The organism is Aphanothece stagnina RSMan2012 (genome assembly GCF_046764815.1).
Taxonomy (GTDB): Bacteria; Cyanobacteriota; Cyanobacteriia; order PCC-6307; family Cyanobiaceae; genus NIES-981.
Genome location: NZ_JBKOUC010000001.1, coordinates 139,631 through 155,368 on the forward strand (window position 1 = coordinate 139,631; position 15,738 = coordinate 155,368).

Consider the following 15,738-nt stretch of genomic DNA (forward strand, 5'->3'; position numbering starts at 1 on the left):
GCGTCTCAGCTGATCCACTCAGTGTGGAACGCCCCGGGCTGATCGAGGCGCTCATAGGTGTGGGAGCCGAAGCAGTCGCGCATCGCCTGCACGAGGTTCTGGGGCAGCCGCCCGCTGCGGTAACTGTCGATGTAGTCGAGCGTGCTCGACAGGCAGGGCACCGGAATGCCGGCCATGGCTGCACCGGCCACGATGCGTCGCAGTCCCGGCAGCCGCCGGTTGATCTGCTCGGCGAACCAGGGATCGAGCATCAGGTTGGGGAGCGCCGGATCGGCGGTGTAGGCGTTCTGGATCCGCTGCAGCAGCCGGGCCCGGATGATGCAGCCCCCCTTCCAGATCTGGCCGATCGCCGCGAAGTCCAGGGCGTAGTCATGCAGCCGGGACGCCTCCTGCAGCAGGGCCATCCCCTGGCCGTAGCTGACGATGCAGGCGGCAATGCAGGCATCCATCAGCGGCGGCAGACCGGCGGCGGGGTCGCCGAGATCCATGGCCCCCCCGGCGGGCGGTGCCGCGATCACGGCCTCGGCGGCCAGACGCTCGGGACGCAGCGAACTCAGAACCCGGGCATTGAGGGCCGCATAGATGGTGGGAACCGGGACTCCCATCTCCAGGGCGCTGACCACGGTCCAGAGCCCGGTCCCCTTCTGGCCGGCGGCGTCGACGATGACTTCCACCAGATCGCCGCCGCCGGCCGGATCCTTGGTGCGCAGACACACCTCCGTGATCTCCACCAGGAAGGAGGCGAGTTCCTCGGTGGTGTTCCAGTGCGCCAGAACATCGGCCATCGCGTCCCCGTCCATGCCACCGACCCGCTTCATCAGGTCGTAGGCCTCCGCCAGGATCTGTTCGATGCCGTATTCGATGCCGTTGTGCACCGTCTTGACGAAGTGCCCGGCCCCGCCCGGTCCGATGTAGGTGACACACGGACCGTCGTCCACCTGGGCGGCCATCTTGCGCACCAGGGATTCGATCGCGTCATAGGCGGTGCGTGTCCCCCCGGGCATCATGCTGGGTCCCTCGAGGGCACCCTTGGCCCCTCCCGAGACCCCCATGCCGATGTAACCGAAGCTCTTGCTTTCGAGTTCGGCGACACGCCGCTCCGTGTCTGTGTAGAGGGAATTGCCGCCGTCGATCAGCAGATCTCCCTCCTCCAGAAGCGGTGAGATGGAGGCGATGGTGTCATCCACGGGCTGCCCGGCCTTCACCATCATCAGGATGCGGCGGGGGCGTTCCAGCGTGGCCACGAACTCTTCGAGGGTTCTGGCTCCGACGATGTCCTTGCCGGCCCCCCGGCCCTGGAGAAAGGCCTCCGTCTTGGCGTAGGTGCGGTTGTAGACGACGGAGGAAAACCCATTCCGCTCAGCATTGAGCACCAGGTTTTCGCCCATCACCCCAAGGCCGATCAGGCCGAAATGTGCCGTGCCCATGTACGAGGTCCGTGGCTTCCCGCACAGTGTGGCCAGACCATCCACGGGCGGTGCCGATCCGTCACAACTGAAGCGCTGGTTGTCAGCATCTCCTGGCCTGAGGAGGCTGATGGGAGGCTTCTGGCGCCCGGCACAAACCCTGCTCAGGGCCCGCTGCCGTGGGGAGAGGCGTCATGGGCTGGCGGTGGGCCAGGCGCTGCGCCGGAGCTGCGCGGCACCCGGGGTCGTGGGTGGGGAGGGAGGCCGCCCAAGAGCAGGGTGGTGTCAGGTTCAGATCACCGTCCCATCGGCAATCGTGCCGTTCTTGACCACCACGACGATCCCGTTGCGGATGTAGAAGTTCAGCTCGGGACGGTCCGCCTCCTCGATGCGGTCCCTGTTGACGATGGTGACGTTCGTGCCGATGCGCACGTTCTTGTCGAGGATCGCCCCTTTGACGGTTGTTCCCTTCCCGACCCCCATCGGAATGCCGCCGCGCTGGCGCAATGTGAGGCGCTCCTCGGAGGATTCGAAATAATCCGAGCCCATCACGAGGGTGTCCTGAAGCACCACTTCGTCCTCCACGCGGGACCGTACCCCCAGCACACAGTGGTGGATGCTGCAGGATTTCAACAGAGATCCCTCACCGATGATCGACTCGGTCACCTGGGCATCCTGAAGCTTGCTCGGTGGGAGGTACCTCGGGCGGGTGTAGATCGGGAATTTCTCGTCGTAGAACGAGAATGGCGGATTTGGCTGCTGGGTGAGCGCGAGGTTGGCCTCGTAGAAGGCTCCAATCGTACCGATATCCTCCCAGTAATCGTCGAACAGGTAACTCTGCAGACGATCCCCACGGGCCAGCGAGGCCGGGATGATTTCCTTGCCGAAATCGGTGAAGGAGGAGTGGGAGTTGAGCAGATCGAAGAGGGTGTCGCGGCTGAACACGTAGATCCCCATCGAGGCCAGATGGGGACGTCGCTGCGCCTCTTCACGGGAGAGTCCAAGACTCTCGGTGTTGACGCGCATGGCCTCCAGGTCTTCACCCTTCGGCTTTTCGCGGAACTCCTGGATGCGGCCGTCGCTGTCGGTGCGCATCAGGCCGAAGGACTCGGCCTGCCCAGGATCCACCGGCAGGGCACCGACGGAGAGATCGGCACCCGTGTCGATGTGATGCTGCACGAAACTGCTGTAGTCCATCCGGTAGAGCTGGTCACCGGAGAGGATCAGGTAGTGGTCCACATCCCACTCCTGGAAGAGCCACTGGTACTTCCGGACCGCATCGGCGGTGCCCTCAAACCAGCTGGGGCTGTCCGGGGTCTGCTGGGCGGCCAGAACTTCCACGAACCCCTGGCCGAATCCGGCCGAGAGGTTGTAGGTCATCGTGAGGTGGCGGTTCAGGGAAGCGCTGTTGAACTGCGTCAACACATAGATCTTGTTGATCTGGGAGTTGATGCAGTTGCTGATTGGAATGTCGATCAGGCGGTACTTGCCGGCCAGAGGAACAGCCGGCTTTGCCCGCATCTTGGTGAGCGGATAGAGGCGGGTTCCAGCACCCCCTCCCAGAATGATGGCGAGAACACGTTTCATTGTTTCTGATTCCTTCCTCCTGTTGGGGGGACCGTACTGGAGCGTGCGGCCCTGGGGCGAGTGCCGGGGTCACCGCCGGCATGAACTGTTGCAGTGACCCTGCAGGGGTAGGCCAAGGGGAGGTGACGCCCCGGTTCAGCCGTCCTGCAGCTCATCCCGCAGCTCGAACAGATCCTCCAGAACCCGCATGGCCGTATGGCGTTGGGGGCGCGGCTGGGGTGCCCGGATGTTGGTCACCGGGGTGTGGAGGATCTTGTTGACGATGCCCTTGCTCAGGGCCTCCACCACCTTCCGTTCCCGGGCGGAGAGATCGGGACCCATGCGGCTGAGGGCTTTCTGCAGTTCCTGCTCGCGGATCTCCTCCAGGTGGCGCCGCAACCGGTTCACCACCGGCACGGCCTCCAGGCCATCCCACCACTCCAGGAAGAGCCGTGCTTCCTCGTCGAGGAGACCTTCAGCCTCCGCGGCCATTTCACGCCGCGCCTCCTGGTTGCGCGCCACGACCTCCTGGAGATCGTCCACGTCGAATGCCTGAACCCCCGGCAGCTCCGTCGTGTCCGGGGAGATGTTCCTCGGTACGCCGATGTCCACCAGCATCAGGGAGCTGCGACGGTTCAGGCCCGCCAGCCGCTCTGCCGTGATGATCGGATCCTCCGCACCGGTGCTGGTGAACACCAGCGAGCAGGTGCTGAGGCAATGGTCCAGGTCCTCGAGCGGACGGCACTGCACCGGCAGCGTGGGAAAGTCCGCCGCCAGCTGTTCGGCCCGGGCGACCGTGCGGTTGAGCAGCACGACCCCCCTGCAGCCCTTGGCCTGGAGATGCTGCAGAAGCAGGCGGGCCATGCGGCCGGCGCCCACCACGGCCACCTGCTCCTGGTCGAGCGGGACGAGTTCATCCACGCCCCGGCTCTGGCCCACCTTGAGCTGGGCCAGTTCCACGGCGGCCGAACTGATCGAGACGGCGCCGGTGCCCAGGTTGGTCTCGGTGCGCACCCGCTTGCCGGTGCTCACGGCCTGGTTGAGCAACCGGTTGAGGATCGGCCCCACGGAGCGGTGCTCCTGGCCGAGGCGCACCATCTTCTTCACCTGCGAGAGAATCTGCCCCTCGCCGAGCACAAGGGAGTCGAGTCCTGCCGCGACCCGCAGCAGGTGGCCCACGGCCTCCTCATGGTGGTAGGTGAACAGGTGGGGGGTGAGCTCATCGACGGCCAGCCCGGAATGCTGGCTGAGGAACTGCCCCACGGCCGAGATGCCGTGCTCCGGATGGCGGAGCAGGGTGTAGATCTCGAGGCGGTTGCAGGTGCTGAGGATTGAGGCCTCGAGCACCTGATCATCGCTGCGCAGCTGCTGGAGCGAGGCATCCATGGCCTGCTCCGGGATGCTGAGCCTCTCACGGATCTCCACCGGAGCCGTGCGATGGCTCAGTCCGACGACTGCGATGTGCATGGTGGCTGCTCGCGTTGGGCTGACCAGAACTTGATCAGCGCAGCGCGATGCTCTGGGCACCGGGCTTGATGTGCACGGTGTTGGTGAAGCGGGCGGTGTTGTCGAGGGTGCTGATCACCAGCGAACTCGTACGGGTGCAATCTTTCTCGAACTTGACGCCGTCGAAGAGCAGACCATCGGTGATGCCGCTTCCGGCGAACACCACGTTTTCGCCGGAAGCGAGCTCCTCGGCTTCATAGATCTTGTCCGGATCGGTGATGCCCATCTCGGCCAGGCGGGCAAGGTTGCCTTCCCGGGTCAGCCCCTCCCACTCCTTGGTCTGGGCCACAGCTGGGTCATAGACGAGCTGGCCCTGGAAGTGGCCACCGAGGGCCCGCATGGCGGCGGCGGAGATCACCCCCTCAGGAGCTGCCCCGATGCCCATCAGGCAATGGGTGCCGGTGCCGGCGAAGCCACAGGCGATCGCAGCCTGCACGTCACCGTCGGAGATGGGCTGCACGCGGGCACCGGTGGCCCGGATCTCGGCGATCAGGCCCTTGTGACGGGCCCGGTCCATGACCACGATCACCAGCTCACTCTTGGCGAGGCCGAGGCACTGGCTGAGGATCTCGATGTTTTCGGTGGCACTCTTGCGGATGTCCACCTTGCCCTTGGCGGCCGGGGGAGCGGCCAGCTTGTTCATGTAGAAGTCGGGCGCGTTGAACAGGCCGCCCCGGTCGGAGGCCGCCAGCACGGCCATCGAACCGCGCTGGTTGTTGGCGCAGAGGTTGGTGCCCTCGCAGGGATCCACTGCGAAGTCGACACCGGGGCCCGTGCCACTGCCCACTTCCTCGCCGATGTAGAGCATCGGCGCCTCGTCGCGCTCGCCCTCGCCGATGACGATCCGTCCCTGCATCTGGATCTGACCCATCCGCTTGCGCATCGCCTCCACCGCAGCGGCGTCCGCCTCGTCTTTCTGGCCCAGACCGGTCAGCTCCGCTGACGCGATGGCGGCCTGTTCAACGACCTCGAGAATTTCCTGGATGAGGGTGCGATCCACAGTGGTCCGGCAAGGGTGGAGGCTTCGGAAGGGGACCTGAGATGCCAGCTGCTGCACGGCATTTCAGGAAAGAAGCGGTCATCACTGTATCAGCGGCATCCATCCAGCCTTCCCCGGGCGCGCGGCGGCCGCCAGCCCTCCGGCGGGTGGCCGCCGGTGCCCTACCTACAATCGGCCTTCCCCTGCCCCTGGCCGCAGCATGAGCACCAAGTCCCTGGTGGTGTCGCCCTCGATTCTTTCCGCCGACTTCTCCCGGCTCGGGGATGACGTGCGTGCCGTGGATCAGGCCGGTGCGGACTGGATCCACGTGGACGTGATGGACGGCCGGTTCGTGCCGAACATCACGATCGGTCCGCTGATCGTGCAGGCGCTCCGGCCGGTCACGACCAAGCCCCTCGACGTCCATCTGATGATCGTCGAGCCCGAGCGGTACGTTCCCGAATTCGCCAAGGCCGGCGCCGACATCATCTCGGTGCAGGTCGAGGCCTGTCCCCACCTGCACCGCAACCTTGCCCAGATCAGGGATCTGGGCAAGATGGCCGGCGCCGTGCTCAACCCCAGCACCCCCATCGACACCCTGGAGTACTGCCTCGAGCTCTGTGACCTCGTGCTGGTGATGAGCGTCAACCCCGGTTTCGGAGGGCAGAGCTTCATCGACAGCCAGGTGGACAAGATCCGTGACCTGCGCCGCATGTGCGAGGCCAAGGGCCTCGATCCCTGGATCGAGGTGGATGGCGGCATCAAGGCCGAGAACGCCTGGAAGGTGATCGAGGCCGGGGCCAACGCCATCGTGAGCGGCTCCGGTGTCTTCAACCAGCCGAGTTACGCCGAGGCGATCACCGGGATCCGCAACAGCCGCCGGCCGGCACCCGTGGCCGCCTGAGCAGCCACGCCAACGTCAGCCTGACGGGCGAGATCACACTCCCCCCGCGATCCGGGGGGAGTTTTTTCATGGTCTGGTGCCCGGGGCAGCGGTGGGTTCAGGGACGGTTCAGCTCTCGAAGAACCAGCCGTAGCTGTGCAGGCCGATGCCCAGCAGGTTGACGCCGATGTAGCAGACCACGATCACCACCAGTCCCACCGAGGCCACGATCGCCGGTTTCCGCCCCTGCCAACCGCGGATCAGCCGCGTGTGCAGGTACGCCGCGTACACCAGCCAGCAGATCAGGGCCCAGGTTTCCTTGGGGTCCCAGCTCCACCAGCTGCCCCAGGCCTCGTTGGCCCAGACGGCGCCGCTGACCAGGCCGACCGACAGCAACAGGAAGCCCACCGTGATCGTGCGGTAGCTGAGCGAATCCAGCTGCTCGGCCAGGGAGATCGCCACGCTGCGCAGCTTCATCGGGGCAGCCATCGCGCCCGGCCCGTCGGCCGCCAGCTGGGCCTGGCGGTAGCCGCCGCTGCCGATCGAGCTGCTGCGCAGCTGCAGCTCCTGCCCCCGTTCGGTGAACAGCACCGCCAGGGAGAGCAGCGAGCCCACCAGCAGGGCCGCATAGCTCAGCATGATCACGCTCACGTGCATGACCAGCCAGCTCGAGCGCAGGGCCGGCACCAGCGGTGAGGCCTCCTGAAGCCGCTCCGGCAGAGCGAAGCTGGCGAAGGCCACGCATCCCAGCGCCACCGGGGTGGCGGCGGCCGGCACCAGCGGTGAGGGCCAGGAGCGTTCCACCAGCAGCTGGGTGAGGGTGCATCCCCAGGCCAGGAAACAGAGTGACTCGTAGAGATTGCTGATCGGGAAGTGACCGGAGTCGATCCAGCGCAGCACGAGCTGGGCGGTGAGGCAGAGGTTGGCGCTGGCAACCAGGATCCTCACCAGACCGCTGCTGCGCCCCCCGCTCAGGGACCAGAAGGACAGGGGAAGCACCAGCAGCAGCAGGGCGAAGGCCGCGAGCCCCAGGCCCAGGACTGGATCGTGCAGCAGGTTCGGCAAGGGTGACAGGGAGATGCCGGCCCAGTCTGGCTGTTCACGGTGACTCGCTGCTACCGACTGGCCTGCCGCAACAGGATCAGGGCCGTTCCCAGCCCGATCAGCACGGGCAGCCAGGCCGACAGGACGGGCTGCAGGGTTCCCTTCACGCCGAGGGAACTGAAGCTGAAGGCCACCAGGTAATAGCCGAAGATCAACAGCACGGTCAGGCCGAAACCCTGGCTGCGGCTGCGGCGGGAATGGGGCCGGCCGCCGAGGCTGCTGCCCATCAGGCCGAACACCAGACAGACGGCCGGGAAGGAGAACTTCTCCTGGATGCGCACCCTGAGCTTCCGCGCCGCCTGGGCGTCACCTGATTCGCGCAGCAACCGTTCGGCGGTGCGGGCCTGGCCGATCGTCATCTCATTGGCATCATGCGGCAGCTTGGCCACCCTGATCGGCTGGTTGCCCAGGGGGTACAGGTAACGATCGAACCGGGCCGTGGTGATCGATTCGACCGATCCGCCGCCAACGCCGATGATCTGCCCATCGAGAAATTCCCACTGAGCCTCCCGGTCACTCCAGCGGGCCTGGTTGGCCCTCAGCAGCAGCCTGTTGGCTGATCGGCTCAGATCCAGGAGGGTCACATCCTCCATCACCCCCTGCTTGAAGCGGCGGGCATAGAAGATGTGGGTCAGCCCCTTCTCGGAGTCGCCGTCCGGCATCTCCACCCGCCCGAACTTGGAGAAGAGCACGTCGTCCTTTTCCTCGCCGGCCACGGCACGGCCGATCGCCCGGTTCAAGGTGGCATCGGCCTGGGAGAGAGTGCGGGGCACGATCGCCTCGTTGAAGGCGAAGGTGAGCAACGTCATCACCAGGGAGAGGGCCACGGCCGGCACCACCATCCGCCAGGTGGGCACCCCGATGCTGCGCAGGGCCGTCAGTTCGCTGTTGCCCGAGAGCTTGCTGTAGGTCAGCAGGCTGGCCATCAGGGTGGCCATCGGGAAGGAGAGCACCAGGAACGAGGGCAGCTCCAGCACCAGAATCTGCAGCGCCACATCGAGGGGCAGGCCGGATTCGGCCACGCGTCGCACCAGCTCGAACACCGAACCCACCGAGAGGGACACCGCGGTGAAGGCAGCGACACCGAAGATCAGCGGAGCGATGAGCTCCCCGAGCATCCAGCGATCCACCAGGGGCAGGCGACGCCAGGGCGCCAGCAGGCGGTGGCGGGCGGAGGCACCGGCGGCGTGGAGCTGTGTCACAGGCGGAAGCCCTCCCCGAGGTAATGGCGTCTCACGAGGGGATCATTCCCCACCTCGCGCGAACTGCCGGACGCCAGAATCGCGCCCTCCGAGAGGATGTAGGCCCGATCAGTGATCGCCAGCGTCTCCCGCACGTTGTGGTCCGTGATCAGCAGCCCCATGCCCCGATGGCGCAGTTGTTCGATCAACTGCTGCAGGTCGGCCACGGCGATCGGATCAACCCCGGCAAAGGGTTCGTCGAGCAGCAGATAGCGGGGCCCCTCGGCGCCGACGGCCAGGGCCCGGGCCACCTCGGTACGGCGACGCTCGCCACCTGAGAGCTGGAAGCCGCGGCGGGCCTGGAAGGGTCCGAGGTGAAAGTCTGCGATCAGATTCTCCAGTCGCTCACGGCGCAGAGGGCGGGGCGTGTGGCTCGCCTCGAGCGCCAGACGCAGGTTGTCGCGCACGCTGAGCTGACGGAACACGCTGGGCTCCTGGGGCAGGTAGCCGATGCCGAGGCGGGCCCGGGTGGGCATCGGCAGACGGCCGATATCCCGCCCGTCCAGGAGCACCTGGCCTGCGTCAGGTCGGATCAATCCGGTGACCAGGCCGAAGGTCGTGGTCTTGCCGGCCCCATTCGGTCCGAGCAGGCCGACCACTTCGCCGGGTTCCAGATGGAGCGATACACGGTTGACCAGAACCCGGCCACCGATGGCCAGGACCACATCCTTCAGCTCCAGCGTCATGGCCGGGGGGCATCCCCTGGCGGCAGGTCGGCTCCCGCGGGCGTGGCGGCCGGGGGGGTGGTGTCCAGCCGGTAGCGGGTGATCACCTGTTCACCGGGGGACGGCTGGGCGAGGAGCCGTTCGTTCTGCACCAGATAGGTCAGCTGTTCAGCCCGGATGCTGTGACCGTCACCCTGCACCACGTCCACATCGCCGCTCAGCACCAACCGGCCCTCCCGGCTGAAGTACTGGGCCTGCCGCGCCGTCGCGACGACCCGCTGATCGGGATAGAGGATGCGAACGTTTCCCGTGGCGGTGAGGATGCCCGTGGCATTGTCGGCCTTCTGCAGGTCGGATTCGATCGACACGATTCCCGTCACCGGGGTCGTGACGGGCCCATCGCCGGGGGCGGTGGTGTTCGGCTGCGGGTGGGCGGGAAGGCCCGGCAGAGCAATCAGGCAGAGGCCGAGCAGACCGAGGGTGGCGTGACGGATCGCGGGCAGTGGCAAGGGGCCGGAGCCGACGGCTCGAAGCAATCTACAAGTCCCCCCCGGGGGCCTGAAGCCGTGCCAGCACCGGGGGGGGCAGCTCGTCCAGGGGAGTTCCTTCCTGCAGGGCCTTCAGCCAGGTCCGGGCGGTCTGACGCAGGGCCAGCAGATCGAGGCCCAGAGCCCTGTCCGGTGCGCTGGTCAGCCGACCCAGCCCCTCGCCGGTCAGGATCGTCGCCCCACGGCGGTTGCCGCGCTCGGCATGGAGCTGTCCCACGGCGATCTGCAGGATGCCCTGCAGAACGGGCCTGCACAGACCCGCCGTCTCATGCCACAGCTCCTCGAAGCCGTCGTGGCAGCCGTACCAGTCGCCCGCGTTGAACTGGTCGATGGCGACGGCCAGCCGTGGGTCGGCCAGCAGGCCGAGCTCCTCGGTGTCGACCCCGGCCCTGCCGGTCGGCAGGGCCGGATCGATGGCTTCGGCTGAGCCCATGCCCTCAACCCTTGCCCTGCTCAGCGTTTGGCGGCCTTTCTGGCGGGCAGCTTGCGGAGCCGGATCGACTCGGGGGTGACCTCGAGCATCTCATCGGGGCCGATGTACTCGAGGGCCCGTTCCAGGGTCATCTGCACGGGAGCCTGGAGGGTGTCGAGTTCCTCGGCGCCGGCGGAGCGCATGTTGGTGAGCTGCTTCGCCTTGCAGACATTGATCTCGAGATCCTGGGGCCGGTTGTTCTCACCGATGATCATGCCCTTGTACACCTTGGTGCCCGGGGTGATGAAGAACTGGCCGCGATCCTCGGCATTCTTGAGGGCATAGAAGGTGGCGGTGCCTTCCTCGAAGGCGATCAGCACCCCATTGCGGCGGGCGTCGAAGTCCCCCTGCATCGGCCGGTAATCCAGGAAGGAGTGGCTCATGATCCCCTCGCCCCGGGTGGCACGGATGAACTCGCCCCGGAAGCCGATCAGGCCCCTGGCGGGAACCACGAACTCGAGCTGGGTCCGCCCGTCGTTGGTGTTTTCCATGTTCTGCATTTCCGCCTTGCGGACGCCCAGCTTTTCGATGCAGGCACCCACGGCCGCCTCGGGCACATCGAGCACCAGGGTCTCGTAGGGCTCGCTGGGGGTGCCGTCGATGGTGCGGAAGATGACCTGGGGTTGGCTCACCTGGAATTCATAGCCTTCCCGCCGCATCGTTTCGATCAGGATGCCGAGGTGCAGTTCGCCACGCCCGCTGACGGACCAGCGGTCGGGTGAGTCGGTGTCCTCGACCCGCAGGGCGACATTGGTGAGCAGTTCCTTCTGCAGACGGTCACGGATCTGCCGGCTGGTGACGAACTTCCCTTCCTTGCCCGCGAAGGGGGAATCGTTGACCACGAAGGTCATCTGCAGGGTGGGTTCGTCCACCTTGATCAAGGGCAGGGCTTCCGGGTTGTCCGGACAGGCGATGGTCTCGCCGATGTTGACTTCGTCGAATCCAGCGACGGCCACCAGATCGCCGGCGCTGGCCTGCTCGATCTCGACCCGCTGCAGGCCCTGGAAGCCGAGCAGCTTGCTGATCCGGCCGCGCTTGACGCTGCCGTCATCGCGCAGCAGGGCAGCCGGTTGGCCGGCCTTGATGGTGCCGTTGTGGATCCGCCCGATCATGATGCGACCGAGGAAGTCGCTGTAGTCGAGGGTGGTGACCTGAAGCTGCAGGGGCTTGGCGGGATCACCCACCGGCGGCGGGACGTGCCGGAGAATGGCATCGAACAGCGGACGCATCGTGTCGCTGTCGGTCTTCATGTCCGGCTTGGCGTAGCCGCCCATGCCACTGCCGAACAGGTAGGGAAAGTCGCACTGGTCGTCGTCGGCGCCCAGTTCCAGGAAGAGGTCGAGCACCTTGTCGACCGCGACCTCGGGATCCACCCGGGCCCGGTCGATCTTGTTGACGAAGACGATCGGCCTCAGACCCTTTTCCAGGGCCTTTTTGAGCACGAAACGGGTCTGGGGCATCGGCCCCTCGTTGGCGTCCACGATCAGCAGACAGCCATCCACCATGCCGAGAACCCGCTCCACTTCACCGCCGAAGTCGGCGTGGCCGGGGGTGTCGACGATGTTGATGCGAATCCCCTCGTAATCGACCGCCGTGTTCTTCGAGAGGATGGTGATACCCCGCTCACGCTCCAGGTCGTTGGAGTCCATGACGCAGGTGGGGACCGCCTCGTTGTCGCGGAAGATGCCGGACTGGGCGAGCAGCGCGTCGACGAGGGTGGTCTTGCCGTGGTCGACGTGGGCAATGATCGCAATGTTGCGAATCGGCGTGCCTGGATGTGCGCCGCTCATAGATTGAGAATTCCTACGGTTACGGATGAAGCCAAGCGGCCACTCTATCCCATGCACCCTGAGGTCCCCACCGGGCGGTTTCCCGCAGTTCAGGCCCTGGCCCTGAGGCTGCCGCGCGTCACCCCCAGCCGGCTTTCGAGCCGTTCCTGCTGCCACAGCTGACGCCCACTGAGGCGTCCAGCCAGCGCCTCGCGGTACGCCACGACCCGACGACGGGTTGCGGTGGCGTCCTCATCCAGCAGCTCGATGCGGAAGTGGCGCGCACCTCCCGCCAGGAGCTGCGGCAGAGCCTCGGCCGCACTCTGGGCACGGGCGTTGAACAGGGTGTTGCGGCAGCCCAGGTCGGCCCTGAGGGGGTGCTCGGCTCCGCTGCGATCACGCAGCAGCACGGTGTGCTGCTCGCAGGGCCTGCCGCAATCCGTGTGGTCGTGCCCGTCGGAGAGAAAGGCGCAGAACAGGCAGTGCTCCATGTGGAACAGCGGCATGTGCTGATGAACCGTGATCTCCACACTTCCCGGGGGTGAACCCACCAGCAGCCCCAGCAGCTGCTGCAGGTCGAGATCGTGGCTGGCGGTGACACGGTGCAGGCCCCAGCGCTCCAGGAACCATCCGAGGCTGAGGGGATTGGAGACATTGAGGCTGAAATCGCCGATGCAGGGTGCCTCCGGGGTCAGCCGCTCCAGTTGGTCCGCATTGCGCACCAGGTAGCCATCCGGTCGGGCCCGCAGCAGCGGCTCCAGGCTCCAGGCTTCGTCGGGACGCACAATGCGGGGGCCGGCGAGCCAGAGTCCCCCGGGCCAGCACCCCTGCCCGATCGCCACGGCCTCCCGGAGCTCGCGGGGCTGCTCCAGGTCGGCCATCACCGCGTGGACCGGCGCGTGGCGCAGGGCCCGCAGCTGCTCCAGGCTCCGCACCAGCACCACCAGATGGGGATCCTGCGGCGCCGCGTCATCGCCGCAACCCTCCGGCTGAGGGGGCTGCAGCCGCATCAGCGCCTGCAGTGGCGTGAGCGGTTCAGCCGGGTTGCCGACGCTCCGATCGGTGGCATGGTCGCCAGTCCGGGCGTCCAGTAGCGCGACCAGCCGCCGGCGGATCCGGTTCAGCTCCGCCACGGGCAGGAACAGGGGGCCATCGGCGAGCTCCACGGTCAGGGTGTCCAGCGACCATCCGCTGCCGCCGAGGCGCCCGAGCTGGGCCTGAAGGCGCGGCGCATCGAGACCGGCGCCCTCGGCCGGCACGAGGGCGATCGTGCTGCACACCTCCAGGTCGCCCCCCGGCTGTCCCACCGTGCGCACCGTCAGCACCTGCTGCCTTCGCCCTTGCACCAGCAGATGCAGGGGCCGCCGCCGCTCGGGCGGTTCGCTCCCGGCCAGGCGGCTCCAGCGCCGTTCCCGCTCGGGGTCACTCGTGAGCCAGCAGGGACTGCCCGGCGGCAGGCCCTCCCCGGCGATCCGCCCGGGGCCCAGGCGCACGGCCAGCCGTCCCTCACCCCGCTGCTGGACGGCCATGACCCGGCCTCCGACTTCCAGCGGCGCGGTGAGGGGGGAGCCGCCGGCAGCTTCGAACACGACGCCATCACCCGGCTTGAGGCTGGCGTCGGTGTCCAGCAGCCACCAGCCTGACGGTTCGATCCGTTGCAGCACCCCGAGTTCCGGACCGCGCTTCTTGCTCCAGCGCGCATGCACCAACTGGCGGTGGTTGACCCCCTCGAACCAGCCGGTGGACAGACCCCGTGAAAAGCTCAGCTCCAGATCCCTGCGCCGCTCGGCGTCCATCGGCTCGGGCACCGCGCCTTGCGCGAGCCGGTCGAGCCCCTGGCGGTAGGCCTGGGTGACGGCAGCCACATAGCTGGCGTCCTTGAGGCGACCCTCGATCTTGAGGCTGGCGATGCCCAGCTCCCGCAGCTTCGGCAGCACGTCCCAGGCCGCCAGATCCTGCGGGGAGAGCAGGTAGCGCCGATCCCCGAGGTCCCGCTCCACCCCATCGACAACGAGTTGGTAGGGGAGACGGCAGGCCTGGGCACACTCGCCCCGGTTGGCGCTGCGCTGTCCCAGGGCCTCGCTGGTGAGGCACTGGCCCGAGTAGGCCACACAGAGCGCTCCATGCACGAACACCTCCAGCGGCACGACGAGGTCCCGGGCCAGCAGCTGCTGCTGGATGCGCTCCAAGTCCTGCAAGCTGAGTTCCCGCGCCAGCACGACCATGCGGCAACCCAGGGCGGCGGCCTGGGCCACGCCGGCGGCGCTGGTGATCGACATCTGGGTGGAGGCGTGCACCGCCAGCTCGGGCGCGAGCATTCCGGCCAGCCGGGCCAGGCCGATGTCCTGCACGATCAAGGCATCCACTCCGGCATGGCTCGCCTCCAGCACCAGCTCCCCGGCTTCCTCGAGCTCGTCGGTGAAGATCAGCACATTGAGGGTCAGGTAGGCCCTCAGGCCCCGACGGTGCAGCCAGTCGACGATCGCCGGCAGCTCGCGGCGCCGGAAATTGGCCGCCCGCATGCGGGCGTTGAAGGCATCCACCCCGAAGTAGACGGCATCGGCACCGCTCGCCGCCGCCGCCCGCAGGGCCTCCCAGTGCCCGGCGGGAGCCAGGAGTTCCGGATTCCGCTGAGGCTGGAAGGGCTGCATCAGCGGGCCAGCCTCTGGGCCGGCTCGAACAGCTGCAGCGCCTCGCCGCTGCCCTCGAAGCGCCAGTGCCAGGGCTCGTAACTCACGCCCTGGCGGTTGTCAGGTGGGAACGAAAGAATGAAGTGGTGGCGGGCCGCATGCTTCTCGAGCCAGGCGAACGCCTCGGTCTGGTCGAAGCTCGGGCTGAGATGGGTGTGGGGCATCCGCGCGTCACCGAGATCGACGGCGTAGCCGGTGCTGTGCTCCGAGAACCCCGGCGGGGCACTCACCTGGGCCCGTTCCACGGCCTTCTGATTCCGTTCCGACTTGACGTCGAAGAAAATCGTCTTCTGCAGGTCCTGGGAACGGAAGGCGCTGAGGAGTTCCAGCTCGATGCCATCAGCGGCGGCGGCCCGGCGCATCGCCTCCAGGGCCTCGGCCGCATCGCGGCGCAGGCGCTGGCCCGGGCCGACGCTCACCAGCGCGCTGGCAGGTGCTTCCGGGTAGGGGAAATGGCCGAGCAGGCGTCCATCGGCTCCTGGGCGGGCAGTGAGGCCGGCGACCGGGGGAGGTGCCAGCAGCCGCCGCAGGGGCTGGGGGAAGACGAGCGCCAGGCCAGCGGCCACGATGGCCATGGCTCCGGCCCCCAGGGCCAGCCGTCCAAGCAGTCCGGGACCCTTCGGCGTCGCCGGTACGGAGCGCCGGGCGACCGGAATGTCCTCCACCGTTGTCCCGGAGGCCCTGCGGGAGCTGGCGCGGCTGCCGCTGCGCAGGGGCGTCAAGGCCGACCTCCCCGCCCGACTCCGGCCCGACCTCTGGCCCGACCCGCGATCGAACCCCATCCCGGACCGGCCTGAGGACCGGTCTGACGACCTGCCTGAGGACCCGTCCGCTGCTCCGCCCGCGCCCTGCCGCCTGGCACCGATCACCCCTTGAGATTCCAAGCGTGACGATCCTATGGGCGGAGGC

Annotated in this window: 13 protein-coding genes; 1 reads left to right on the forward strand and 12 read right to left on the reverse strand. The window is 67.4% G+C overall.

What is annotated here, in order from left to right; genetic code table 11:
* Positions 1 to 5: 5 nt before the first annotated feature.
* The 4 genes from gndA to glpX all read right to left on the reverse strand — a co-directional run bounded on the left by gndA (position 6) and on the right by glpX (position 5,478).
* Positions 6 to 1,427: an NADP-dependent phosphogluconate dehydrogenase gene (gene gndA / locus ACLNEE_RS00735; RefSeq protein WP_411422528.1), complete on the reverse strand. Its 1,422-nt coding sequence runs from the start codon at positions 1,425 to 1,427 to the stop codon at positions 6 to 8.
* A gap of 270 nt (positions 1,428 to 1,697) precedes the next feature.
* Entirely contained in the window at positions 1,698 to 2,993 is a 1,296-nt protein-coding gene (locus ACLNEE_RS00740; protein ID WP_411422529.1) for a glucose-1-phosphate adenylyltransferase, read from the reverse strand.
* A gap of 135 nt (positions 2,994 to 3,128) precedes the next feature.
* Positions 3,129 to 4,439 (reverse strand): glutamyl-tRNA reductase, encoded by a 1,311-nt coding sequence (locus ACLNEE_RS00745; RefSeq protein ID WP_411422530.1) that lies wholly within the window; start codon positions 4,437 to 4,439, stop codon positions 3,129 to 3,131.
* Positions 4,440 to 4,473: 34 nt separating this feature from the next.
* Entirely contained in the window at positions 4,474 to 5,478 is a 1,005-nt protein-coding gene (gene glpX, locus ACLNEE_RS00750) for a class II fructose-bisphosphatase (protein ID WP_411422531.1), read from the reverse strand.
* Between the two features lie 199 nt (positions 5,479 to 5,677).
* Between glpX and rpe the strand changes: the two genes are divergently transcribed.
* The gene (gene rpe / locus ACLNEE_RS00755; protein ID WP_411422532.1) at positions 5,678 to 6,361 is read left to right on the forward strand and encodes a ribulose-phosphate 3-epimerase; all 684 of its coding nucleotides are present in this window, start codon (positions 5,678 to 5,680) and stop codon (positions 6,359 to 6,361) included.
* A gap of 108 nt (positions 6,362 to 6,469) precedes the next feature.
* Here the strand turns inward: rpe and ccsB are convergent, their stop codons facing one another.
* From ccsB to ACLNEE_RS00795, 8 genes are all read right to left on the reverse strand, one after another.
* On the reverse strand, positions 6,470 to 7,396 hold the full coding sequence (gene ccsB, locus ACLNEE_RS00760; RefSeq protein ID WP_411422561.1) for a c-type cytochrome biogenesis protein CcsB: 927 nt from the start codon (positions 7,394 to 7,396) through the stop codon (positions 6,470 to 6,472).
* 59 nt (positions 7,397 to 7,455) lie between these two features.
* Complete coding sequence (locus ACLNEE_RS00765) at positions 7,456 to 8,646, reverse strand: LptF/LptG family permease (RefSeq protein ID WP_411422533.1); 1,191 nt, start codon at positions 8,644 to 8,646, stop codon at positions 7,456 to 7,458.
* Positions 8,643 to 9,371, reverse strand: a complete 729-nt coding sequence (gene lptB, locus ACLNEE_RS00770) for an LPS export ABC transporter ATP-binding protein (protein WP_411422534.1) — start codon at positions 9,369 to 9,371, stop codon at positions 8,643 to 8,645. The genes ACLNEE_RS00765 and lptB overlap by 4 nt, the downstream gene beginning before the upstream one ends.
* The gene (locus ACLNEE_RS00775) at positions 9,368 to 9,859 is read right to left on the reverse strand and encodes an LptA/OstA family protein (protein WP_412006672.1); all 492 of its coding nucleotides are present in this window, start codon (positions 9,857 to 9,859) and stop codon (positions 9,368 to 9,370) included. The genes lptB and ACLNEE_RS00775 overlap by 4 nt, the downstream gene beginning before the upstream one ends.
* A 28-nt stretch (positions 9,860 to 9,887) precedes the next feature.
* Positions 9,888 to 10,331: a DUF309 domain-containing protein gene (locus ACLNEE_RS00780; protein ID WP_411422536.1), complete on the reverse strand. Its 444-nt coding sequence runs from the start codon at positions 10,329 to 10,331 to the stop codon at positions 9,888 to 9,890.
* Positions 10,332 to 10,351: 20 nt separating this feature from the next.
* Positions 10,352 to 12,160: a translational GTPase TypA gene (gene typA, locus ACLNEE_RS00785; RefSeq protein WP_411422537.1), complete on the reverse strand. Its 1,809-nt coding sequence runs from the start codon at positions 12,158 to 12,160 to the stop codon at positions 10,352 to 10,354.
* 89 nt (positions 12,161 to 12,249) lie between these two features.
* Positions 12,250 to 14,790 (reverse strand): U32 family peptidase, encoded by a 2,541-nt coding sequence (locus tag ACLNEE_RS00790; protein WP_411422538.1) that lies wholly within the window; start codon positions 14,788 to 14,790, stop codon positions 12,250 to 12,252.
* Positions 14,790 to 15,551, reverse strand: coding sequence for a M15 family metallopeptidase (locus ACLNEE_RS00795; RefSeq protein WP_411422539.1), 762 nt, complete (start codon positions 15,549 to 15,551; stop codon positions 14,790 to 14,792). The genes ACLNEE_RS00790 and ACLNEE_RS00795 overlap by 1 nt, the downstream gene beginning before the upstream one ends.
* Positions 15,552 to 15,738: the final 187 nt, after the last annotated feature.

Excerpts from the sequence above, each read along its gene's own strand:
- lptB (WP_411422534.1), bottom strand. The coding sequence starts at position 9,371 with ATGACGCTGGAGCTGAAGGATGTGGTCCTGGCCATCGGTGGCCGGGTT.
- ACLNEE_RS00740 (WP_411422529.1), bottom strand. The coding sequence starts at position 2,993 with ATGAAACGTGTTCTCGCCATCATTCTGGGAGGGGGTGCTGGAACCCGC.
- typA (WP_411422537.1), bottom strand. The coding sequence starts at position 12,160 with ATGAGCGGCGCACATCCAGGCACGCCGATTCGCAACATTGCGATCATT.
- ACLNEE_RS00745 (WP_411422530.1), bottom strand. The coding sequence starts at position 4,439 with ATGCACATCGCAGTCGTCGGACTGAGCCATCGCACGGCTCCGGTGGAG.
- ACLNEE_RS00790 (WP_411422538.1), bottom strand. The coding sequence starts at position 14,790 with ATGCAGCCCTTCCAGCCTCAGCGGAATCCGGAACTCCTGGCTCCCGCC.
- rpe (WP_411422532.1), top strand. The coding sequence starts at position 5,678 with ATGAGCACCAAGTCCCTGGTGGTGTCGCCCTCGATTCTTTCCGCCGAC.
- gndA (WP_411422528.1), bottom strand. The coding sequence starts at position 1,427 with ATGGGCACGGCACATTTCGGCCTGATCGGCCTTGGGGTGATGGGCGAA.
- ACLNEE_RS00780 (WP_411422536.1), bottom strand. The coding sequence starts at position 10,331 with ATGGGCTCAGCCGAAGCCATCGATCCGGCCCTGCCGACCGGCAGGGCC.